The organism is Arthrobacter sp. Br18 (assembly GCF_000520555.1).
Classification (GTDB): domain Bacteria; phylum Actinomycetota; class Actinomycetes; order Actinomycetales; family Micrococcaceae; genus Arthrobacter_D.
On sequence record NZ_KI914880.1, the window covers coordinates 1 to 22236 of the forward strand.

Consider the following 22236-nt stretch of genomic DNA (forward strand, 5'->3'; position numbering starts at 1 on the left):
GATCAGGCAGGGCCGTCGATCAGGCAGGGCCGTCGATCAGGCAGTGCGTCAGCCGGGGGGACAGGACTGGCGCACCGCTCCCGGGGCGGTTGACGGTCCATCGATCGAGCAGGAGCGGAGATACTCCCCTGGATGGCCGGAGGCCGGTTCACCCGGTCCCGCGGCCGGGACCGCACCCCGTTCCGGCCCTGGAGTGTTGCGGATGGCCATGACGGCGAGCAGGGCCCCTGCCAGCAGTGCCGCCGTCCCCACGAGGACTGCGGTGCGGAAGCCGTCGTTGAAGGCGTCGGCATCGGTGTAGGCCGCACCCGACAGACCCGCCAGTGCCGGAAGCACCGCCACGGCAAGGAGTCCCGCCGCCCGCGCCACTGCATTGTTCACGCCGGATGCCAGCCCCGCCTGGCGATCGGGGACCGCCGAGAGTGCAGTCGACGTCAGCGGTGCCACCAGGAGCGACAGCCCCAGTCCGAGTATCAGCACCGCTGGGAGCACGTCGGTGAGGTAGGAAGCGCCAACACCGATGCGCAGCATGAGCAGGAGTGCTGCGGCGCAGATCACCGGCCCGAGGGACATCGGCAGTTTGGGTCCGACCCGCGTTCCCAGAACCCCGGCCCGCGGTGAGAGCAGCAGCATCAGAACCGTCACGGGAAGCAGTGCCGTTCCCGCCGCGAGCGGTGAAAAACCTGCAACTACCTGCAGGTGCACCACCAGCAGGAAGAAGATCCCGCCGAAAGCCGCATAGACGAGAAATGTCACAGCATTGGCGGCAGCGAACTGGCGCGCCGCGAAGATTCCGGGCGGGAGCATGGGGTGGGCCGTGTGGCGCTCGACGGCGAGGAAGGCTCCTGCCGCGGCGATGCCCGCCAGACCCGATCCCAGAACCGGTAACGAGCCGATGCCGCGGGCAGGCGCCTCGATGAGCGCGTAGGTCACTCCGGCCAGCGCAGCGGCACCGAGTACCGCTCCGCCCAGATCCAGGCGACCCGTAGCGGCCTCACCGCGTGTTTCAGGGACATGGCGCAGGGCAATCAGGACCACCACGACAGCGAGCGGCACATTGATGAGAAAGATCCACCGCCACGAGACGCTCTCGACAAGCCATCCACCGAGGAACGGGCCGACCGCCGTCGCGACCCCACCCAACCCCGACCAGGCTCCGATCGCCTTCGCGCGGTCTTCGGAGGCGAAGGAGGCCTGGATCATCGCGAGGCTTCCCGGCGTCAGCAGGGCCCCGCCGACTCCCTGAAGCGCCCGCGCTCCGATGAGGATGTCCATGGTGGGGGCGAGTCCGCACATCAGGGACGCCGCGGCGAACCACACCACCCCCACGAGGAACACGCGACGGCGCCCGAACCGGTCCCCCAGCGACCCTCCCAGCAGGATGAACGACGCGAGAGTAAGGGTGTAACCGGTGACAATCCACTGGAGTCCCGCGAAGTCGGCACCGAGCTCCGTGCCGATCGTGGGCAGCGCAACGTTCACTACAGTTGCATCGATCCCGGCAAGGCCTGAACCGAGCACGGATGCCAGGAGAATCCACCGGCCGGTCGGTGAGGACATGGTCACCTGCAGACTCACGCCGCCACCGCCTTCGGCCACACATCCGGCAACCTCACGCCACCAGTGTGCCACCCCGAACCCGGGGTCGACGCACGTTACGCACGACACACAAGGAATATCACCTGAAACGGCATCGTTGGCGGTAGGAGGAACACCACCGGCACCGGCACTTACGGAAAGAGCAATTCGTGAAACTGTTTTCCCCTTTGACCCTCGGCGAAATGAAGCTGACCAATCGCGTTGTCATGGCACCCCTGACACGGGTGCGCTCGGGGAACGAGGGCATCCCCGGCCCCCTTGTCGTCGAGCACTACCGCCAGCGCGCTTCGCTGGGCCTGATCGTCAGTGAGGGCACCTACCCCAGCCACGCCGGCCGAGGATTTCCCGGCCAGCCGGGCCTCGTCACCCCCGAACAGCTTGCCGGCTGGAGGAAGGTCACCGATGCCGTGCATGCCGACGGCGGGCACATCGTCGCCCAGGTGATGCACGCCGGACGGGTCACTCATCAGGACACCAACGGTGGCCACGCGGTGGTCGCACCGAGCGCGATCGCCATCGACGGCGAAACACGCACGCCCAAGGGCAAGAAACCGTACCCGGTCCCCCACGCCCTGACCACCGCGGAACTTCCGGCCGTCATCGAGGAGTTCGTCACCGCATCACGCAGCGCCGTGGACGCCGGCTTCGACGGCGTGGAGCTCCACGGAGCCAACGGCTACCTGCTGCATGAATTCCTCTCCCCGGAGTCCAACCAGCGCAACGACCAGTACGGTGGCTCTCCCGAGGGTCGTGCGCGTTTCGTGATCGAACTTACCCACGCAGTCGCCGCGGCGATCGGAGCCGACAGGGTGGGCCTGCGGATTTCGCCCGCCCACAACATCCAGGACGCCCTGGAGACAGAGGTGGACGACGTCCACGCCACCTACGGCGCCCTTGTCGACGGCATCGCCCCGTTGCAGATCGCCTACCTCAGCGTCCTTCACGCGACGCCCGCAGGCGCCTTCATCCAGGATCTGCGCCGACGCTTCGGCGGGCCGGTGCTGATCAACAGCGGGTTCGGACTCATCACCACCCGCGACGAAGCACTGGCCATCCTCGACGACGGTGTGGGTGACGCAGTTGTCGTCGGCCGTCCGGCGATCGCCAATCCGGACCTTGCGCGCCGCTGGCAGGAGGACCTCCCGCTCAACGAGCCCAATCCGGCCACGTTCTACAGCACCGGCGCCGAGGGGTACACCGACTACCCGTTCTACGACGAAGCGCTCAGCCGGAACTAGGCAGGTTCCGGGCTCGGCCAATCGGCACCCGCAACTCCTCCGGGCGGCCGCCCCCTCCCGGGGGCGGCCGCTTTTGTTTTCACCGGCCATCGCGCGACAAGAAATCCGGTCAGCAGCGCACCTGCCATGTGGGCATGCAGCATGATCATCACCTCGGGCGCATGTGCACCGTGCTCCTGTGCGACAGGCACCGGCCCCGCCTCATGGTGCTCCGGCGATTCCGGGCCGGACGCCCTGCCCGCCGGAAATCCCGCTGTCTCCTAGGCCGGTGAAGGCGCTGTGAAGCACCTGTTGGGGCACCACCAGCAAGGCCAGCACTGCCCAGGACGGAGGATTCAGGGACGAGACCACAGTCGATGCCAGCGCAGTGAGGGCGGCGAGCCTCACCAGGAGCACAACGGCGGGAAGGGCCCCCGGAGACGGCGTGGGCCGATAAGGGCAGGAGGAAGGTTGCCTCGCCGGCCCCGCATGCCAGCGCAACGCGCCGCGGTCGCGAGGCGGTGCTAGCGGATGGCGTCAACGACCTGCCCGTAGGGCACTTCCTCCGAGACTTCAGCCTGGCGGTGATGGGCCGACCTGCTGTTCACCAGGATGCCGTGAAGGCCATCGGCGATCGACTGCTTGACGACCATGAGGACGGTTTCCCGGAACTCCTCGTCAACGGTGCTGAGGTACTCGATATAGGCGCGTGGAACATTTGCTTTAACGTATTCCATGGCAGTAGGATACTCCGCTCCATGCACCCTCGCTCCCCTTTTTCAATGGTGCAATTTCGGGCGCGGGCACTTTCCACCGGCCCGTACCGGTGATAAACCATAAGTGTCCTTACCTATCTGACGGGCTGCAGGTGGGGCGCCCGTTGCTCGCCGACACCGAAGAAAGCAGAGGTTGCCCGTGACGCAAGTACTGATCGACCACAAGCACCTGTTCAACCTCCCTGGCGCATGGACCACGATCTACGTGGACGGGAGCACGGGTACTGTGGATTCCCTCCGAAGCGATGATGTGCTTCCGCAGAACGTCTCCGACAGCATGGACGCTGCAGGAGCGCCCAAAGCAGACAGTGCTGCAGCTGCCGCAGCACTGTCGCGATCCGCCAGAGGCCTGCCGGACCCCGTGGCCCGCTTTCTCCTGATCCATGAAGGCGAAGCGGTCGTCGATGAGTTCCTTCCCGGCGGGATGGTGATGACCCCGGTGGTCGCCGTGGCCCCGGTACCGGACCTGTCTCCCCTGGTGCGCCACTGCCCCGAGGACTTCGCCTATGTCATTGCCGAGGTAGGCCATGGCGGCGGCGAGATATACCTGCGGTACGCGGACGGCGACGTGACCAAACCCAGGGTGGGCGAGCAGTCCCAGATCGAGGGCGATCGGGAACATTCCCGCAAGGTCCATGGGGGCGGCTGGTCCCACCGCAGGTTCCAGCAGCATGCGGAGAAGGTGTGGAAGATGAACGCCGGCGAAGTGGCCGGCGAGATCGACCGCGTGGCGACGCAGCACCGGGCACACCTGGTGATCGTGGCCGGGGATATCCGCGCGCGCCAGCTCGTGGCCGACCAGGTCTCCGATGAAACCCGCCGCAAGCTGAGCATCATCGACAGCAACACCCGGGCGGCAGGGGCCGACGAGAAAGCTTTCGCCCTGCAGGTACAGGAACTGGTGGTGCGCGTGATGGCGGAGCGGCAGCGCTCCCTTCTCGAGACCCTCGCAGCTCACGAGGGACAGGCAACCCGCACCACCGCCGTCGGAACCGGCCCTGTGGTCACGGCGCTCCAGCAGGGCCAGGTTGACACCCTGCTGCTGGAGACGCCGTCTTTGGACGGCCAGACGGTTCTGGCCCTTGACAGCGCACCCTGGATTGCCCTGTCCGGAGCCGATACCGCAGGAGCCGGCGTCGTCGGCAAGGTTCCAGCCCTCGCCGGGATGCTGCGTGCGGTGGCCCTGACGGACGCCAAGGTCACCCTCTACCCCTCGGGCGCGCTCGACTCACGCTCCATCGCGGCGCTCCTTCGATGGCCCACAGGGCCTGACCTACCCGCCGCGGTGTAGGCAGCCCCCTCGTGGAGCAGCGGACAGCGGCCGATTTCCTCGTCGGAAGACTGCAGCAGTGGAAGGTGGAACGGATCTTCGGCTACAGCGGCGACGGCATCAATCCGCTGCTGGGCGCGCTGCGCCGCTCAGGCCGCCCGGAATTCATCCAGGCGCGGCATGAGGAAGCGGCCGCCTTCATGGCCGTGGCACATGCAAAGTACACCGGCGGCGTGGGAGTGGTGACCGCCACCCAGGGTCCGGGGGCGGTCCATCTGCTCAATGGCCTCTACGACGCGAAGCTGGACAGCGTTCCCGTCGTTGCGCTGATCGGCCAGCAGAAGCGGGCTGCCCTCGGCTCCGACTACCAACAGGAGATCGACCTCCTGAGCCTGACCAAGGACGTCGCAACAGCCTTTCAGCAACAAGTCTCCGACCCGGAGCAACTTCCTCTGGTGCTCGACCGGGCATTCAAGGCGGCCCTCTCCCTCCGCGCGCCCGCCGTCGTCATCCTGCCGCACGACATCCAGCAGGCGCCGGCCCCGGAGACACCCCATGAACACGGCGTGGTGCCGTCGTCGCCCGTGTGGAGTCCGGGGTGCCTGCTGCCGAGGGAACAGGACCTGCACGACGCCGCCGCACTGCTCAACGGCGGATCGAGGGTGGCGCTGCTGGTGGGGCAGGGCGCGGCGAAGGCACAGCAGGAGGTAGCGGCCGTCGCCGACAGCCTCGGCGCGGGAATCACCACGAGCCTGCTCGGCAAGCCGTTCATCGATGAGGACCTCGCCCACGCCACGGGAACCATGGGACACCTGGGCACCAGTGCGAGCGCCTACCTGATGAGCCGGTGCGACACCCTGCTGATCATCGGTTCGAATGACCCATGGACCGAGTACTACCCTGCACCGGGGCAGGCCCGCGCGGTGCAGATCGACATTGATCCGCAGGCCATCGGCAACCGCTACCCGGTGGAGATCGCCCTTTCGGGAGACGCCGCGGAAACCCTCGGAGCGCTGACCCCGCTCCTCCACAGCAAACAGGACCGCACGTGGCGGGCCGACGTCGAGTATCAGGTCCGCGAGTGGCGCGCCCTTACCCGGGAACGCGCCATGACCCCGGCCACCCCGATCAATCCCGAGCGCGTGTTCCACGAGTTGAGCAGTCACCTGCCGGGTAACGCCCAGGTTGCCGTTGACGTCGGCAGCTCGGTCTACTGGTATGCCCGGCACCTCAGACTGCCGCGCGGAGTTCCCGCCCACCTCTCGAGCACCCTGGGGTGCATGGGCTGTTCAGTGCCCTACGGCATCGCCGCCAAGCTTGCGCGGCCGGGCAGGCCGGTGGTGGTCATCAGCGGCGACGGCGCACTGCAGATGGCGGGAATGGCCGAACTGATGACGGTGAGCCGACTCTGGAAGGATTGGGAGGACCCCCGCTTCGTCGTCTGCGTGATCAACAACGGAGACCTCGCCGAGGTCTCCTGGGAGCAACGGGAGATGGAGGGCGAACCGCGGTTTCCGGCAAGCCAGGCGCTGCCCGACGTCGACTACGCGGGCTACGCCAGCCTGCTCGGCCTGGGCGGCAGGCGGATCGAGGACCTGGAGCAGGTGGCCGCCGGGTGGGAGGAGGCCTTTTCCTCCGCCAGGCCCTTCCTCCTCGACTTCGTGACGGATCCGGACGTTCCGCTTCTTCCGCCGTTTCCCGCCGGCGCGTTGAAGGTCGAGGGCATGGATGGCGCATTGCAGCAGGAACCGGACGGTGCTCGGTCGGCGCGGAACCTCCTCAGGGCCTATGCAGAACAGGAGTCACGCCGGAGCGGCGCCGGAGCTCAATGAGCTGCCGGACCGCCCAGCCGAAAACGATGACCACCAGCAGGTTCCGAACCGACAGCAGGAGCGCGACTCCCGGCTCCAGGTCCCGATAGAGCTGCTCATACAGGAGCGGGTAGACGAGCGTCGTCAGGATGCTGATGGCGACCATCAGTACCGCAGGGAACGCCCATTCCCTTCCCCGGATCGCCACGCCGACGGCGATCGCCGCTGCCAGCCAGAGAATGAACTGGGGGGAACCGACCTTGTTGAACACGATCATCACGCCGACGAGGGCCAGTGTTCCAAGGGTCAGCAGCTTCCCGGGGTCGGCATTCGCCCGCCGCGCCGCCACCATCAGCGCGCCGACCAGGACGAGGCTTCCGCCCAGCAGCGGGTTCATCAGGGAACCGACAGGCTCAGCCAGGGAACCGCGGAGTTCCATGGTGTCGATTTCGTCGTTGAACACGACGGATGTTCCCCGGCCGATCACTGCCTGCCACAGGCCGGGCGTACTCAGCGGCGCTTCCAGCTGCATCCCCCGCTCCTCCTGGGCGGTGACGAAGCCGAACAGGTTCCGGACGTCTCCGCCTGCAGCAACTCCCGCCGCGAGAACTGCTGAAACAGTGAACCCGGCGAGAAGTACCCTGACCTGCGCGCGGCCGGCGACCAGCAGGGCGAAGACCGCCGCCGCCGGCCATACCTTGATCCAGGTGGCCGCCGAAAGGATCACCGACGCGAGGGCGGGACGGGTTCCTGCAAAAAGTAGTCCGATGACCACCAGGGGCCCGGTGATGCCATCAACCCGGGAGAAAGCCAGCGGTCCGAGGACAGCCGTCAGCACCATCCACAGCACGGCAGCCTGCCAGCCATAGCGTGCGGCGGGGATCCTGACCAGCGCCCATACCGCACAGAAGTTGAGGACGGTGCAGAGCAGAAACCATACCAGCATGTAGGATTCCGGCCCGGCGAGGGCAGGAAGAACCATCGGGAGCATCGCGCCCGCCGGGTAGACCCATGCCGTATCGATGCCCTGCCAGATTCCCGTGGTGAGTCCGTGGATCGCCCAGTGGCGGTACAGGATCACATCGCCGTAGGTGCTCCCGTCGGCGAAGTAGGGAACGAGGTGGGCGAAGAAGAGGGAGTGGACAGCCGTGAACGTCGCGAAGACCGCGATTCTCTGTGGTGCCGGGACATCAGGAGCCGGTCGCAGCGCGCTCATGGAGGCTTCCTGCTCGGTCGGAAGAAGTGCACCACTCTAGCATCGAGCCCTGTCAAGCGGCTCCGTGCCGGGGGGATACGAAGGTTGCTGACCAGTCGGCCGTTCGCTAGCGTCGAAGGCAGGAGAGGCACCGGCGCTCCCGGACCGTCGATGCCCCGTAGCGAAGGAGGATGCGATGACAGATGTGGCAAGCCAGCCGCCGTCCGAGGGCGATGACCGCCCGTTGCTGACGAATCGTCAGGGCCACACGGTCTATGACAACCAGAACTCACGGACTGTGGGTGCGCGCGGGCCCGCAACCCTTGAGAACTACCAGTTCCTCGAGAAGATCAGCCACTTCGACCGCGAGCGCATTCCCGAGCGGGTGGTGCACGCCCGGGGTTTCGTGGCCTTCGGCGAGTTCGAGGCGACGGGCATGTGGGGGAATGAACCTGTCGCGGGGTACACGCGGGCAAAGCTTTTTGCCGAGCCCGGCAAGAGGACCGAGGTGGCCATCCGCTTCTCCACGGTGATCGGTGGTCGTGATTCCTCGGAGGCCGCGCGCGACCCCCGTGGTTTCGCCGTCAAGTTCTACACAGAGGACGGCAACTGGGACCTCGTGGGAAACAACCTCGGAGTGTTCTTCATCCGCGATGCCGTGAAGTTTCCCGACGTCATCCACTCCCTGAAACCCGATCCGGTGACGTTTCGCCAGGAGCCAGGCCGGATCTTCGATTTCATGTCGCAGACTCCGGAATCAATGCATATGCTCGTGAACCTGTTCAGCCCGCGCGGGATCCCCGCCGATTACCGGCATATGCAGGGCTTCGGGGTGAACACCTACAAGTGGGTCAACGCGGACGGCGGCACCAAACTGGTCAAGTACCACTGGCAGCCCCACCAGGGAGTTAAGAGCCTCACTGAAGCGGATGCTGCGAACATCCAGGCGAATGATCTGGGGCATGCCTCGAAGGACCTCTTCGAAGCCATCGAGCAGGGAAACTTTCCGAAGTGGGACCTGTACGTGCAGCTGATGGACGACGGCGAGCACCCGGAACTCGACTTCGACCCGCTCGATGACACGAAAACCTGGCCGGAGCAGGACTTCGAGCCGAAGCTTGTGGGCACCATGACGCTGAACCGGAACGTCACCGACCACCACAATGAGAACGAGCAGCTCTCCTTCGGGACCGGTGTCCTGGTCGACGGGCTCGACTTCTCGGACGACAAGATGCTGGTGGGCCGGACCTTCAGCTACAGCGACACACAGCGTTACCGCGTCGGACCCAACTACCTGCAGCTACCGGTGAACTCGCCGAAGAATGCGCCTATCGCCACGAACCAGCGCGGTGGGCAGATGTCCTTCGGCACGGATCTCGGGCCGGGCCAGAACCCCGGCGTGAACTACGAACCCTCGATCTCGGGGGGCCTGCGCGAGGGGCACTACCCCACGACCGACGATCAGGGGCCGGACATCACGGGCAAACTCACCCGGAAGCGGATTCCCCTGACGAATGACTATCTGCAGGCGGGACAGCGCTACCAGCTGCTCCAGCAATGGGAGAAGGACGACCTGGTCGGCAACTTCGTGGCCCTGATCAGTCAGGCTGCCCGGCCGGTCCAGGACCGGATGCTCTGGCATTTCTACATGACCGACGACGAACTGGGGAATCGCGTCGGCGAAGGACTTGGTATCGCGCTGTCCGAGGTCAAGGACCTCGGACCGCTTCAAAGCCAGACACTCTCGGAACCGGAGCTTGCCTGGCTGAAGAACCTTGGCAGGAACGGGTCGCGGGGCGTACAGGGGCTCACCATGACCCACTGTGTTCCCAACGAACACGTGGTCGTGCCGCGCTAGGGTCGCCCGGACGGCGGCAGCGGGTCGGGGTGGCGGAGCTCTACTTCCGCCACCTCAGGCTGGCCCTGCGGCTGAGTTCCGTGGTTGCTGCTGCCCCGACAACGAGGGAGGTGATGACGAGACCCAGCATGACGTACAGCCCCACCAGAATGGTCATCGCATTGGTGATGCCATTCAGGATGTGAAGGCCGCCGAGCAGTCCCACGACCCAGAACAGGGCAACGACAGCAAGCCCGGCAGCGGCCTGGCGCGTGCCGCGATCCAGCCGTAACAGACGAGCGCACTGTGACAGAAGATTGTGCAGTTGTTCCATATCTTTACTATGGGCCCTCCCCGGGGCATCGGGAACCAATTCGGTATCGTGTTCGTCACGTTTCGAACTACCGGAACCGCCGCAGCCTCGGCAGGAGTCTCCACCCGCCGCTCACGCGGTAGCCATCTGGATCCGGATCCGGAGTGAAGACGTTGCCGGCCGAGGGTGCGATGTCGCCGCCACGCAGCACCACCAGTCGCATCACGGGAGCGACAACGCGTTCGTACGTGGCGGGCAGGAGCGCCCGGAAGGGGATGAAGGCACCCTGCACGCTGCCCACGACCGTCACCCGTCGCGGACGGTCCGCCACGCGCACGATGGCGCGAGCCACTCTGCCTGGATCGACGAGGGGAGGGAGTGGGTGGATGCGCTGCCCGGTGTAGTTCGCGGCATGCTGGTAGACGGGGGTGTCGACCGTGGACGGGAGTACCGTGCAGACGCGGATCCCAGGCTCGGCGCGGAGCTCCTCGCGCAGCGCTTCCATGAATCCGAGCAGTCCGAACTTGCTCGTGACATACGGCGAGACGAAAGGCGCGGTAACCCGCGAGTACACCGAGCCGATCGAAATGAGCACTCCCTGATGCTGCTCCCGGAAGTAGTTCAGCACTGCTCGTGCTCCGTACACCTGACCGAAGAGGTTGGTCTCGATCAGCTGGCGGAACAGCGCCGGAGGCGTGTCCTCGAAAGTGCCGAGGCTGAACACCGAGGCGCAGCCCACCCACACGTCGATGCGGCCGAAGCGTTCCACCGCTGCTGCGGCGAGCGCCTCGACCTGCTCCTCGACGCTGACGTCGGTCGGCACCGAGATCACTTCGGCCCCATGCCCGCGGCACTCACCCGCCACGACGTCGAGTGCGACAGCGCTCCGGCCGGCGAGCACCAGTGCAGCTCCCGTGGCGGCGAACGCATGCGCCGTCGCACGCCCGATGCCGCCTGAAGCACCGGTGATGACCACAACCCTCACGGTGTACCCTCCCGGACCGCGGGCGGGTGCGCCCCTGTTCCTGTCGTCATGTCGGCGTTCCTCCAGCGTTGTGTCCTGGGATCGCCCGGTTTACCGGCCGTCGTGCTTCTGGTGGTCCACCCTGCCGTCGGGGTCGAGCTCGTCGGCTTTCCGCGTGTGGTTCAGCGTCTCGTCCCGCAGGCCCTGGGCGTCATGCTGGCGCTCCTGGGCCTGACGGCGCAGGCGTTCGGCCTCGACCTCGGCGCGCTGCGCTTCGGCTTCCGCCATGGTGGCCTTTGCCTCGCGCTCGCGGGCGTCGAGCTCCGACGCTTCCGCTTTCTCGCGCATCTCGGCCGCCCGGTGGCGGTCCTTCTCCTGCTGGTCCTTGCGGTGCTGCTCGCGGCGCTTCCGGGCCAGGAACACCACGAGTCCGATAACAGCCAGGAGGATGACCACGCCAATGACGATCGTCACTATCTGATTTGTATCCACTTGTTTTCTCTTCTCTGGTTGTGGTGTCCGACCGGTCGGAAGGTGAGCTGCCTATCCCCCGAGTCCGCCCAGCCCGCCCGAGAACTTGCCGAGGAGGTCCTTCGGGTTGATGCCGAACTTGGACAGGAGGTCCGCATGCTGCTCGGGATCTACCTTGTCGGGAAGTTCGGATTCGGCCTGGCCTGCGGAGTCACCCTTGCCCTGGGACTTCAGCATGTCGATGATCTGCGACTTGTCGATCTGCATCGTTTCCTCCATCTGGTCTCTCACTGGCGGTCAAGGGAATGACGCACCGGCATGCCCGGCCTTGATACTAAGCATGCTTAGGGAAATCATGGCACAGCGGTGATTCTTTGTCACGGACAGGACTTGTGCTGGGAGGATTGCCGGTATGGAAATTCGCCTCGTCCTTCTCTCGGACACTCATCTGCCGAAGCGGGCGAAGATTCTTCCCCCGGAGGTTTGGGCTGCCGTAGGGGCTGCGGACGTCGTCGTGCACGCCGGCGACTGGACGGAACGCGCGCTGCTCGAGGAACTTTCGCGTCGCTCCCGGCGCCTCCTTGCGTGCTACGGCAACAATGACGGCGACGGGATCCGCGATCGCCTCCCGCTGGTGGCCCACGACGTCGTGGGCGGACTCCGTTTCGCCGTCGTGCACGAGACAGGAGCGAAAACCGGCAGGGAAGCGCGGATGGATCTGCGGTTTCCCGGAACGGACGTGCTGGTCTTCGGTCACAGCCACATTCCCTGGGACACCACCACGCCGAGGGGACTCCGGCTCCTCAATCCCGGCTCGCCGACCGACCGTCGTCGGCAGCCGCACTGCTCCTACATGACGGCGACTGTGACGGGGGACGCGATCGAGGTGGTGCTTCACACGCTGTAGGTCCCGGATCCTCAGGTTCTTCCGACAATCTCCGTCAAGGATCCGACAAATCCCGGCAGGGAGAGAATGACCACCATGCCGATGACGGCGACCCCGGCCCACCGAACGGGACGCGAAGTCCACCACCGCGCCGTGGGCGGCACGAATCTCGAAACGACCAGCACGGCCAGCGCACCGATTACCACCAGCACAGCGGCCGGCGGCAGCAGGACCAGCCCGGCGAGGGGCGAGTAGGCAAGCCTGGACTGGCTGAATCGGGCCGGAAGCCGCCCGCTGTACCATCCGGCCGCGGCGGCAACCAGCATCCCGTGCAGCACCATGAGAACCGAGAACAGCACTACCGATAGCCAGCCGGGTCCGACGATGGTGAAGTCGACGTTATCCGCGCGCAACGGCTCCAGGGTAGCCCCGAAGACGACCAGCAGCAGTACGCCGAATACCGCACCACCGAGCCGGCCCCTCGGCAGCCAGGAGTGGACGAGCACGAACAGCAGCGCCGACAGGAACCCTCCGATCAGACCGACGAACTGGAAGAAGCCCAGTGTCCCGCTCATGGTGATGTCGCCGACGGTTTCCCCGGCCTCTGTCAGCCGCCCCTGAGCCTGCGGAGAAGTGAGCGCCAGGACCCGCATCGCCAATCGGCCTCCGGCGCCGGCCATGAGGATCCCGGACACCAGTGTGGCGAATGTCGTCACACTCGCCCACCAGATATAACGCAGCAGTGCTGATTTTTGGTGGTCGATCCGGCGCGGGGCCCCCGAGGGCGGTGGGCGGTCCCCGACGGGTGACTGCATCGGCCGGCCGCCGAACACAACGATCAGCACGAGGCCGGAGAGGAAAAGCAGAGTGCAGAGAACGGTAATCACCATGACCGGCACCTCCGCTCGGGATAGGTGCAATTATCCGCTCGCGGAGTCGGCTCGGGAAGGATTTCCTGCGCTCAGCGGGGCCCGGAGCCACCCCTTCTGTGGGGCCCCCTGTCGGATTCGAACCGACGACCCCCGCTTTACAAGAGCGGTGCTCTGGCCAACTGAGCTAAGGAGGCATGCCGGCTGGGCCGGCGGCGCCGTCGTCGTTGCTGGGAACCGACAACTTGCGCTCAATAAGGGTAGCCCAGCGTCGCACCGGTTGAAAATCAGCCCCGTGCGCTGAGTTCATCCTGCATCACCGTCGCGAAGTCCTCGACGGCATCCGGGACCTCCTGGCCGTCGACGTAGACCGTCGGAGTTCCGCTGATGCCGGAAAGCTCCGCTGCCTGCGTGGTGTAGTCGACCCATGGCCGGAAGGTGTTGTCCGAGAGGCAGGCGGAAATATCCCCCGCCCCAACCCCCTCCGCGAGCGCAGCCAGACCGTCGTCGTCGAGCTCGCCGCTTTCGAAGTTCGTGTACAGGGCGCCGGTGAATTCGAGATAGCGGGCCGGCGAGGAATCTGCCACGCAGGCAAGCGCGCCGGCGCCCCGCGATGAGTAGTCGGTCGTCGAATTACGGTCCAGGAATGCCACCGTGCGGTATTCAAGGGTGATGTCGCCTGCGTCGAGCCAGGCGCGAAGCTCGTCCGTATACTTCGCCTCGAACGCGGCGCAGAACACGCAGTTCACGTCCACGTAGGACACCACCGGGATCGGTTCCCCCGCCGCCGCAGGCGCTACTCCGGGCGGAACCTCGCCGGGAGGGGCCGTCTCCTCGGGAAGGGACGCCGTATCGATGCCGCCCGTCCCGGTTCCGGCCAACTCGGTTTCGGAGAGGAGCGTGATGCCGCCGTACTCGTTGCCGTGCCGCGGAGCCGGACCGGTGTCGGATACCTGGCCGCGGAGGCTGTTGACCACTATCAGCGCGATCACCGCAGCGATCACTGCCGCCGCTGCGACCACGCCCCACTTGATGAGCCGGCCGCTCCGGCGTTGCCGCTCCTCATCCAGCAGCCGCGCCTTGTCGCGGGCCTCGGCGCTCCAGTCGGTCCTGCGGGAGCTGCGCGATGCCATGTGACCCTTCCCGGTGCAAGCCCTGCGCATGCTCCCGCCGCACCAGTTTAGCTTCGGCCGGCGGAACCACCCCGCAGCCGGCAAGCCGCCGTCGCTGCAGGGTGGAACCGATAGAGTCGTCTGCAGGCCTACTATCGCGCAGGAGCCAGAGTGAGTTCAGCACAGCAAACCTCCACCGACAGCGACACGGAGAGCACCGACTACGGGGACTTCGAGTTCATCGTGGTCTCCAACCGGCTGCCGGTGGACCGCGTGACCGACGACGACGGCAGCAGTTCCTGGCGCCGCTCCCCCGGCGGGCTGGTGACGGCGCTCGCCCCCGTCATGGCGAAGGCCGACGGAGCGTGGGTGGGCTGGCACGGTGCTCCTGATGAAACGCTCGACTCGTTCGACGAGGCGAACATGCGGCTGGTCCCGGTGCCGCTCAGCGGCGAGGAAGTAGAGCTGTACTACGAGGGGTTCTCCAACGCCACGCTGTGGCCCCTGTACCACGACGTCATCGCGTCCCCCGAGTTCCACCGCACGTGGTGGGACTCCTACCGGCGCGTCAACGAACGCTTCGCGCAGGCGACGGCCGCCGTCGCATCGAAGGGCGCCACGGTGTGGGTGCAGGACTACCAGCTGCAGTTGGTCCCGAAACTGCTGCGTGAGGCACGGCCCGACCTTCGGATCGGATTCTTCAACCACATCCCCTTCCCGCCGCTGGAAATCTACGCACAACTGCCCTGGCGGCGCCAGGTGATCGAGGGGCTGCTCGGGGCGGACCTGATCGGCTTCCAGCGGCCCAGCGATGCAAGCAACTTCCTGAGGTGCGTGCGCCGCTTCAAGGGGCACACCATCAAGGCCCAGCAGGTGCATGTGACGAGCGAGAACGGCGAATTCGCCTATGTTTCCCGCGCAGAAGCCTTCCCGATCTCCATCGACGCGAGCGCCATCGCCGCGCTGGCCCAGCGGGAGGACATCATCGAACGGTCGCGTGAGATCCGGCGTGAACTGGGCAACCCCCAGCACATCCTGCTGGGAGTGGATCGCCTCGACTACACCAAGGGCATCGGCCACCGGCTGAAGGCTTACGGCGAACTCCTCGAGGATGGCGACATCACCGTCGAGGATGCCGCGCTGATCCAGGTGGCCAGTCCCAGCCGTGAGCGCGTCGAGCAGTACCGGCTCCTGCGGGAGGACATCGAGGGCTCCGTCGGCCGTATCAACGGCACCTACGACACCATGAAGAACACCGCCATCCGCTATCTTCACCACAGCTACCCGGTCGAGGAGATGGTAGCGCTGTACCTGGCAGCCGACGTCATGCTCGTCACCGCCCTTCGGGACGGCATGAACCTCGTCGCCAAGGAATACGTCGCGGCGCGCACGGAAAACCGGGGTGCACTGGTGCTCAGCGAGTTCGCGGGTGCTGCCGACACCCTGCGGCAGGCCATCCTCGTCAATCCCCACGACATCGACGGACTGAAGGCAGCGATCGTCAAGGCCCTCACGATGCCGAGGGCCGAGACGATGCGCCGCATGAGGATCATGCGCCGGCAGGTACTGCAGAACGACGTCGAACGCTGGTCGAAGGCCTTCCTGGACGCCCTCCATGATGGTGGCCGGGGGGAATCATGACTGGCGTCATCGAGGGGGCTCTGGGGCGGGCCCTGCAGACCCTGGCCGCCACCGAGCATCTCCTCGTGGCCCTGGACTTCGACGGCACCATGTCCCCCCTCGTCGAACGGGCCGGGGACGCCCGGTCCCTCGCCGGTTCCGCCGCGGCGCTTCAGGCGCTGGCGGCATTGCCCAGGACGACGACAGCACTCATCTCCGGCCGCGCGATCGACAGCCTTCGGCTCGTCGCGGAGCCGGGCCCGGACACCCTGCTCATCGGCAGCCATGGGGCGGAGACCTGGACCGGCGTCGGGGGTGAACCCCTGACACTCACCGACGACCAGCGATCGCTGCTGGAGGCCTCGACGGCCGCACTGCAGCAGGTTGCGGACGCTCATCCCGGCACCTGGTCCGAGTTCAAGCCTGCCGGTGTGGTGCTGCACACGCGAAGCGCCGACGCCGATGTCGCGCGCGCCGCGGTCGACGCCGCCCGGGCAGGGCTCGCCGCCCTGGCCGGGCTGCACATCACCGTGGGAAAGCAGGTTCTTGAGGTGTCGGTCATCGAGGCGGACAAGGGCGACGGCCTGAACCGGCTTCGCTCGTTCACAGGGGCTACTGCCGTCTTCTTCGCGGGCGACGACGTCACTGACGAGCACGCCCAGCGCGTCCTCGGTCCGCAGGATGTCGGCGTCAAGGTCGGCGACGGCGACAGCGCCGCGCAGCACCGCGTCTCCTCTCCGGCGGCGTTGACCGCCGTCCTCGAGGAGCTGCTGGCGATGCGCTCCTCAGGTGCGTCCCGGTAGGAACCGTGCCATACTCGAAAGGCGTGATCAATCTCACCTGCCCCCAGGGCAGGTGAAACCAGCGCGAAATCAACTGAATATCCCTCCATTCACTACGGATCGTCGGGCACGTACCTGCCCGTGAAAAGGAAAAACCATGGCAACTGTCACTTTTGACCAGGCCACGCGCCTCTACCCGGGCACCGACAAACCTGCCGTCGACAAGCTGGACATCCAGATCGCAGACGGCGAGTTCCTCGTCCTCGTGGGGCCCTCCGGCTGCGGCAAGTCCACCTCCCTGCGAATGCTCGCCGGCCTCGAGGACGTCAACTCCGGACGCATCCTGATCGGTGACCGCGACGTCACCGATGTCCCGCCGAAGGACCGCGATATCGCGATGGTCTTCCAGAACTACGCCCTCTACCCGCACATGTCGGTAGCGGACAACATGGGCTTCGCGCTCAAGATTGCCGGCGTATCGAAGGAAGAGCGCGCTGAGCGCGTCCGCGAGGCTGCGAAGCTCCTGGATCTGGAGGACTACCTCGACCGCAAGCCGAAGGCACTCTCCGGCGGTCAGCGCCAGCGTGTCGCCATGGGCCGCGCGATCGTCCGTAACCCGCAGGTCTTCCTGATGGATGAGCCGCTGTCCAACCTGGATGCCAAGCTTCGCGTCCAGACCCGTACGCAGATCGCTTCCCTGACGCGCCGCCTCGGAGTCACCACGGTCTACGTGACTCACGACCAGGTGGAAGCCATGACCATGGGAGACCGCGTTGCGGTCCTCAAGGCAGGCATCCTGCAGCAGGTCGACACGCCGCGCAACCTCTATGAGCGGCCGAAGAACGTCTTCGTTGCGGGCTTCATCGGCTCCCCCGCCATGAACCTGCTCGAAATGCCGGTCACCGACGGCGGCGTCCTGTTCGGCGGAATCGTCTACCCGGTCCCCGGGGACATCCTCCGTAACGCCGCGGGCAACACCGTCACGCTGGGTGTCCGTCCCGAGGACCTCGTCCTCAGTTCCACGGGCGAAGGCCTCCAGGTCGAGGTCGACGTCGTCGAGGAACTGGGCGCCGACGCCTACATCTACGGGCACACCACGCTCAACGGCAAGAACCACGACATGGTCGTCCGTGTCGACGGGCGGCGCCCCCCCATGAAGGGCGACACCGTGTACGTCCGTCCGGAGCAGGGCCACGTGCACCTCTTCGACACCACCTCAGGGCTTCGCCTGGCGGAAACGGTCTAGCCCCACCCGCGCGATAAGCGGCGGTCCGCTGGTTGCCTGGGCAGCCCGCAGGCCGCCGCGTCCTGCTTTAACCGTGCAGTGGAATTAGGCTGGAACAAGCTTCTTTCCCACCGCAACCCGGAGGCAACACCATGACCGAGGCTTCCAATGCCAATTGGCACGATGAACCCACCGATTACGGCCAGACCGGCAAGCTTCCCCGGGTCAGGGCGGCGGCAACACAATCCACGCTCGGTTCACTCAATATCACTGCAGCCGCCACGGATCCGGAACTGCTGGACCTTCCCTGGCACGTGGCGCTCGAACAGTGGCCGGCCCAGAGCCTGGCCGCCCTGCCGCGCGGCATTTCCCGGCACGTGGTCCGGTTTGCCCATCTCGGCGGCTCGGTCATCGCCATCAAGGAGACCAGCGAGCACATCGCGCGGCACGAATACCACATGCTTCGCAAGCTGCAGCGCCTGGACGTCCCGTGCGTCGAGCCGGTCGCCGTCATCTCCGGCCGCGCCACCCCGGAAGGCGAGGACCTGGACCCCGTGCTGGTGACGCGGCACCTGAAATTCTCACTGCCCTACCGAGCACTGTTCTCGCAGACGCTTCGACGCGACACCCTGACCCGGCTCATCGATGCGCAGGCACTTCTGCTTGTGCGGCTGCACCTCATCGGTTTCTATTGGGGTGACGTTTCGCTGTCGAACACGCTGTTCCGCCGGGATGCTGGATCGTTCGCCGCCTACCTCGTCGACGCCGAAACGGGTGAGCTCTATCCCGAGTTGTCGAGCGGCCAGCGTGAGTATGACCTGGAGATCGCGCGGGTGAACATCGCAGGTGAACTGATGGACCTGGCGGAGGGTGGGCTGATCGAGGAGAAAGTCGACCCTCTCGCCACCAGTGAACTCATCATGGACAGCTACCGGAGGCTCTGGACGGAGCTCACCGAGCAGGAATCATTCGAGCTCGGTGACCGGTGGCGGGTTGGAGCGCGTATCCGGCGGCTCAACGAATTGGGGTTCGACGTCGAGGAATACGCCATCAAGACCGTGGCGAACAGCAGCCAGATCCAGCTCCAGCCGAAAGTCGTCGATGCCGGACACCACAGCCGCCGGCTGTTGCGGTTGACCGGCCTTGACGCACAGGAGAACCAGGCCAGGCGTCTGCTCAACAATATGGACGCCTATCGGGCAGACAACAACCCGACGCTCGACGAAGAGCTCAGCGCACACCTGTGGGTCAGTGAAGTCTTCGAGCCCATTGTCCGGGCCGTTCCCCGTGAGCTTGGCGGAAAACTTGAGCCTGCTGAGGTGGTTCACGAGGTGCTTGAGCATCGGTGGTACATGTCGGAGCGCGAGGACCGGAATGTCCCCATGGCCGAAGCGGTGCAGTCGTATCTCGACTCCGAACTGCGGCACCGCCGGGACGAGGCGGAAATCATGCTCACCGCTGACTCGAAGTCCATCGGCCTCGATGGGGACGACAATTTCGAGGACGGCTGAAGGGCCCTTCACGGATCGTGGGAAATCGAGCTCGTGTCGTAGAGCACTGGATCACTGTAGAGGCCGCGGACGCAACCGGTGCCCGTCGTGCGGGGTCATCGCATCGAGGCGGAATGAACGCCGCCTGCAACGGGTCCGCGACGTTCCGGTCGGCGGTCCGGTGGACTTCCTCCGGGCGAAGCGGCGGTGGTTCTGCGATGAAGCGTGGTGTGCCCGGAAGCCGTTCGCGGAGGCCACCGAGCAGGTGCCCAGGTTCGCTCGTTCCACCCGTGGGCCGACGGATCAGGTGGTCTCGGCGGTCATCGATTCCGGCCGGGCGGTCTCTGGGACAGCGGCCTCGTTCGGGTGTCGTGGTGGCTGGTCCGGGAAGCGGTCAACCAGGCTTCCCTGCGGCTGCCGGACGTGAACGGCCTGGCGCCGCGGATGCTGGGCATCGATGGGCGCCGGTACCGGTTGGTGAGGTTCTTCCAGGACCCGACAACGAAGACCTGGACCCGGTACGAACCAGGTCGTGGCGATCGACCTGTCTGCGGCATTCCGGAAGGCGTCGCGGATGTGGCGGCCCCGCACCGCCATGTCCGTGGACGCGTTCCACGTGAGCATGCTCGCCAACATCATGCTCACCGAGGTCCGTAAGCGCCTGACCCAGGACCAAGGGCCGGTGCGGACGGGCCGCCGACCAGGTCTGGGCCAACCGGCGGCTACTGCTCAAGGGTGCCGAAAACCTTTCCGGCGGCATGACACTCACCTCAGCAAGCCGTTCCCCATGAACCGCGAAGAGCCAGTTTGACAGTAGTGGTGCCGACGATCAGGCCGGCTCCTGCTGCGTTGATGTGCCGGGTTCGCGGGGCGCCGCGTTCTCCCTCGCCTTCGACAGCGTGAAGATCCCGTAACGCATCGCACCGGTACGGTAGGCCAGGATCAGGCGGGGGATGCTCAGGACGAAGCGATTGCGTGCGCCGAGTGCGAGGCGACGGGTCTCGCGATCGACGAGCAAGGCCTTCACCAGTCGACGGGCGCAGATCGTCCATGTGCGCGCCACACGGCGGCTGACATCCTCATAGCTGTCGATCGCAAAGCCCGCAGCTATTGCCATCGCCTCATATTCCTCGCGTGTGCCCATCGAGGGCAGGCGCCCTTCGAGGGCAGGTCGGCTCGAGCAGGTGGCGAACCTTCCAACCGCCAACATCAGTTTCGGCGAGCCACGCGCAGACGACGAAGCGGCCGCCGGGGGACAGCACGCGATGTGCCTCGGCGAAGAACCGGGGCTTGTCGACCATGTGCTCGCTCGACTCGATCGCCCATGCGGCATTGGCCGAGGCATCGGGCATCCCGTTGACGAGCCAGTCGCGGAGATGGATGTCCACGTCGGGTACCGGATGCGCGGCGGCGTAGTGGGCCTGTTCAGCGGAAAGCGTGAAGCCGGTAACGCGGACCCTACGTGTCACCGCGAGGTGCCTTGCGGTAGCGCCATAGCCGCAGCCGATGTCGACGCACGCCTCGCCGGGCAGAAGTCGCAGCCGATCGCCGACCGTGTTGACAAGCGCCTCGACGGCCTCGGCGGGCGTCTCGCGACCCGTCGACCATAGCCCATGATGGACATGCTCGCCCCACACCCGACGATAAACCGGATCGAGCTCGTCATAATGATCCGCGACCGCCACGGCGTTCTGGGAGATATCGGGGACGATCACGCCATCACATTACAACGCCGGTCCACGCCATCGGAAGGTCGCAGCTGAAGAACCGATAGCTTCTCGTTCGCGGTAATGGAACCGGGCTCGATTCCGAACGGATTGAGCAACGTGCACACGACCAATTGGGGCCCTACACGGCCCGCCGGGAGTCAACCCTCTGCGCGGATCAGCGTTTGAGGCGAGCCCCTGCGCCTCACCGGAGACTCCGGCACCGGGAAATCACATCTGATCATCGGCCTCGGTACCGCCGCGGCCGAGAAGGGATACCTGGTCAAATGCAGCCTCGGCACGAGGCTCGTAAACGAACTTGTCGAGGCCGACGGCGAGAAAATGCTGCCCAGGTCCATTGCCCGCTGCGGACGGTTCGATCTGCCCTGCATCGACGAGCTCTGCTATATGGAACTGGACCGGACGTCGGCCTTGCGCGTCGAATCGAGGAGCGGCGGTCCCGGCGATCAAACACACCGAACCCACCGGACGTGGCTGCCGCAACCCCCACAACTACCGGTCCCGTATCCTGCTGAACAGTGCCAACCGGACGGCGGCATCACACCCACCCCTGCGAAGCCATTCCCCACGAACGGCGACGAGCCGGCTAACGCCGCCGCGAGAAGAGGCCGGCAACCGTCAGGGCTACCGGCCTCCCGCAACGACAACGGCGTTGAGTCCTATGGGCAGTTGATCTCCTGGCCGTTGAAGACCTGCGGGCCCGGGCCGGCTTCCTGGCAGAAGACAGCCACTTCCTCGAACAGTGGAGCAGCCGCGACGAGGCCCACGATGAGGAGAACCAATCCGATCGTCGCAAGCGTGCCGATGATGATGCCCGCAACCGCCAGTCCGTTGCCCATCCCGGCCTTCTTGGATTTCACCAGGGCGACAATGCTGACAATCACGCCGACAGGGTTGAGGAACGGCAGAAAGGCGAGGATGAAACCTACAATTCCCAGCGTGCGGCCGGGGTTCGCCCTTGGCGCGGTGCCGTAACCCTGCTGGCCCGGGTAGCCTCCCCCCTCGGAGGGGTACCGTGACTGGGCATAAGGGGACTGCCCCTGCGTCCGAGACCCACCGGACTGACCCGACT

Annotated in this window: 21 protein-coding genes, 1 tRNA gene and 1 pseudogene; 10 read left to right on the top strand and 13 right to left on the bottom strand. The window is 66.1% G+C overall.

The genetic code is table 11. The features are described from left to right. Positions 1–48: 48 nt before the first annotated feature. Positions 49–1578, bottom strand: a complete 1530-nt coding sequence (locus Y704_RS21295; protein ID WP_275451068.1) for an MFS transporter — start codon at positions 1576–1578, stop codon at positions 49–51. Positions 1579–1748: 170 nt separating this feature from the next. Here Y704_RS21295 and Y704_RS0113425 point away from each other — a divergent pair, with 170 nt between their 5' ends. Next, positions 1749–2837, top strand: coding sequence for an alkene reductase (locus tag Y704_RS0113425; protein ID WP_026550498.1), 1089 nt, complete (start codon positions 1749–1751; stop codon positions 2835–2837). A gap of 503 nt (positions 2838–3340) precedes the next feature. Here the strand turns inward: Y704_RS0113425 and Y704_RS0113430 are convergent. Beyond that, positions 3341–3553, bottom strand: coding sequence for a hypothetical protein (locus Y704_RS0113430; RefSeq protein ID WP_026550499.1), 213 nt, complete (start codon positions 3551–3553; stop codon positions 3341–3343). A 178-nt stretch (positions 3554–3731) separates the two neighbouring features. Between Y704_RS0113430 and Y704_RS0113435 the strand changes: the two genes are divergently transcribed. Together Y704_RS0113435 and Y704_RS0113440 are read left to right on the top strand one after the other, a co-directional pair. Continuing rightward, a complete protein-coding gene (locus tag Y704_RS0113435) occupies positions 3732–4883 on the top strand; it encodes a baeRF2 domain-containing protein (protein ID WP_026550500.1) in 1152 nt (383 codons plus the stop codon). A gap of 11 nt (positions 4884–4894) precedes the next feature. Next, positions 4895–6694 (top strand): thiamine pyrophosphate-requiring protein, encoded by a 1800-nt coding sequence (locus tag Y704_RS0113440; protein ID WP_026550501.1) that lies wholly within the window; start codon positions 4895–4897, stop codon positions 6692–6694. On the opposite strand, the gene Y704_RS21305 is transcribed toward Y704_RS0113440, so the two are convergent. Next, positions 6642–7889, bottom strand: a complete 1248-nt coding sequence (locus Y704_RS21305) for a glycosyltransferase 87 family protein (protein WP_051477061.1) — start codon at positions 7887–7889, stop codon at positions 6642–6644. The genes Y704_RS0113440 and Y704_RS21305 overlap by 53 nt on opposite strands. A gap of 175 nt (positions 7890–8064) precedes the next feature. On the opposite strand from Y704_RS21305, the gene Y704_RS0113450 reads away from it, so the two are divergent. Continuing rightward, positions 8065–9726 carry a catalase gene (locus tag Y704_RS0113450; RefSeq protein ID WP_026550502.1) on the top strand — a complete coding sequence of 554 codons (1662 nt, stop codon included), beginning with the start codon at positions 8065–8067 and terminating at the stop codon, positions 9724–9726. A gap of 40 nt (positions 9727–9766) precedes the next feature. On the opposite strand, the gene Y704_RS0113455 is transcribed toward Y704_RS0113450, so the two are convergent. The 4 genes from Y704_RS0113455 to Y704_RS0113470 form a co-directional block, all read right to left on the bottom strand. After that, the gene (locus Y704_RS0113455; protein ID WP_026550503.1) at positions 9767–10039 is read right to left on the bottom strand and encodes a hypothetical protein; all 273 of its coding nucleotides are present in this window, start codon (positions 10037–10039) and stop codon (positions 9767–9769) included. Between the two features lie 67 nt (positions 10040–10106). Continuing rightward, positions 10107–11003 carry an SDR family NAD(P)-dependent oxidoreductase gene (locus Y704_RS21310; RefSeq protein WP_051477063.1) on the bottom strand — a complete coding sequence of 299 codons (897 nt, stop codon included), beginning with the start codon at positions 11001–11003 and terminating at the stop codon, positions 10107–10109. 90 nt (positions 11004–11093) lie between these two features. Then, a complete protein-coding gene (locus tag Y704_RS21315; protein WP_051477064.1) occupies positions 11094–11456 on the bottom strand; it encodes an EGFR-like transmembrane domain-containing protein in 363 nt (120 codons plus the stop codon). 69 nt (positions 11457–11525) lie between these two features. Beyond that, positions 11526–11720, bottom strand: coding sequence for a hypothetical protein (locus Y704_RS0113470; RefSeq protein ID WP_026550504.1), 195 nt, complete (start codon positions 11718–11720; stop codon positions 11526–11528). A gap of 145 nt (positions 11721–11865) precedes the next feature. On the opposite strand from Y704_RS0113470, the gene Y704_RS0113475 reads away from it, so the two are divergent. Further along, positions 11866–12360: a metallophosphoesterase family protein gene (locus tag Y704_RS0113475; RefSeq protein WP_035772804.1), complete on the top strand. Its 495-nt coding sequence runs from the start codon at positions 11866–11868 to the stop codon at positions 12358–12360. Positions 12361–12371: 11 nt separating this feature from the next. Here Y704_RS0113475 and Y704_RS22850 read toward each other — a convergent pair whose 3' ends face one another. The 3 genes from Y704_RS22850 to Y704_RS0113490 form a co-directional block, all read right to left on the bottom strand. Beyond that, a complete protein-coding gene (locus Y704_RS22850; RefSeq protein ID WP_051477066.1) occupies positions 12372–13229 on the bottom strand; it encodes a hypothetical protein in 858 nt (285 codons plus the stop codon). Positions 13230–13328: 99 nt separating this feature from the next. After that, positions 13329–13405 (bottom strand) — tRNA-Thr (locus Y704_RS0113485). A gap of 90 nt (positions 13406–13495) precedes the next feature. Further along, positions 13496–14341, bottom strand: coding sequence for a DsbA family protein (locus Y704_RS0113490; protein ID WP_026550506.1), 846 nt, complete (start codon positions 14339–14341; stop codon positions 13496–13498). 150 nt (positions 14342–14491) lie between these two features. Here Y704_RS0113490 and Y704_RS0113495 point away from each other — a divergent pair, with 150 nt between their 5' ends. From Y704_RS0113495 to Y704_RS0113510, 4 genes are all read left to right on the top strand, one after another. Next, positions 14492–15961 carry an alpha,alpha-trehalose-phosphate synthase (UDP-forming) gene (locus Y704_RS0113495; RefSeq protein ID WP_026550507.1) on the top strand — a complete coding sequence of 490 codons (1470 nt, stop codon included), beginning with the start codon at positions 14492–14494 and terminating at the stop codon, positions 15959–15961. Beyond that, the gene (gene otsB / locus Y704_RS0113500; RefSeq protein WP_026550508.1) at positions 15958–16743 is read left to right on the top strand and encodes a trehalose-phosphatase; all 786 of its coding nucleotides are present in this window, start codon (positions 15958–15960) and stop codon (positions 16741–16743) included. Before Y704_RS0113495 ends, otsB begins: the two co-directional genes overlap by 4 nt. Before the next feature lie 136 nt (positions 16744–16879). Continuing rightward, on the top strand, positions 16880–17968 hold the full coding sequence (gene ugpC, locus Y704_RS0113505) for an ABC transporter ATP-binding protein (RefSeq protein ID WP_026550509.1): 1089 nt from the start codon (positions 16880–16882) through the stop codon (positions 17966–17968). Positions 17969–18099: 131 nt separating this feature from the next. After that, positions 18100–19458 carry a DUF4032 domain-containing protein gene (locus Y704_RS0113510; protein WP_026550510.1) on the top strand — a complete coding sequence of 453 codons (1359 nt, stop codon included), beginning with the start codon at positions 18100–18102 and terminating at the stop codon, positions 19456–19458. Between the two features lie 808 nt (positions 19459–20266). Here the strand turns inward: Y704_RS0113510 and Y704_RS25350 are convergent. Together Y704_RS25350 and Y704_RS21330 are read right to left on the bottom strand one after the other, a co-directional pair. Further along, positions 20267–20554 carry a hypothetical protein gene (locus Y704_RS25350; protein ID WP_253904344.1) on the bottom strand — a complete coding sequence of 96 codons (288 nt, stop codon included), beginning with the start codon at positions 20552–20554 and terminating at the stop codon, positions 20267–20269. A gap of 4 nt (positions 20555–20558) precedes the next feature. Continuing rightward, the gene (locus Y704_RS21330) at positions 20559–21152 is read right to left on the bottom strand and encodes an SAM-dependent methyltransferase (protein ID WP_253904345.1); all 594 of its coding nucleotides are present in this window, start codon (positions 21150–21152) and stop codon (positions 20559–20561) included. Between the two features lie 180 nt (positions 21153–21332). Here Y704_RS21330 and Y704_RS24090 point away from each other — a divergent pair. Further along, positions 21333–21566, top strand: a pseudogene (locus Y704_RS24090) (ATP-binding protein); the annotation flags it as partial. Positions 21567–21823: 257 nt separating this feature from the next. On the opposite strand, the gene Y704_RS24875 reads toward Y704_RS24090, so the two are convergent. After that, positions 21824–22236 (bottom strand): DUF4190 domain-containing protein (locus Y704_RS24875; RefSeq protein WP_051477068.1); only part of this gene is annotated, 413 nt, incomplete at its 5' end.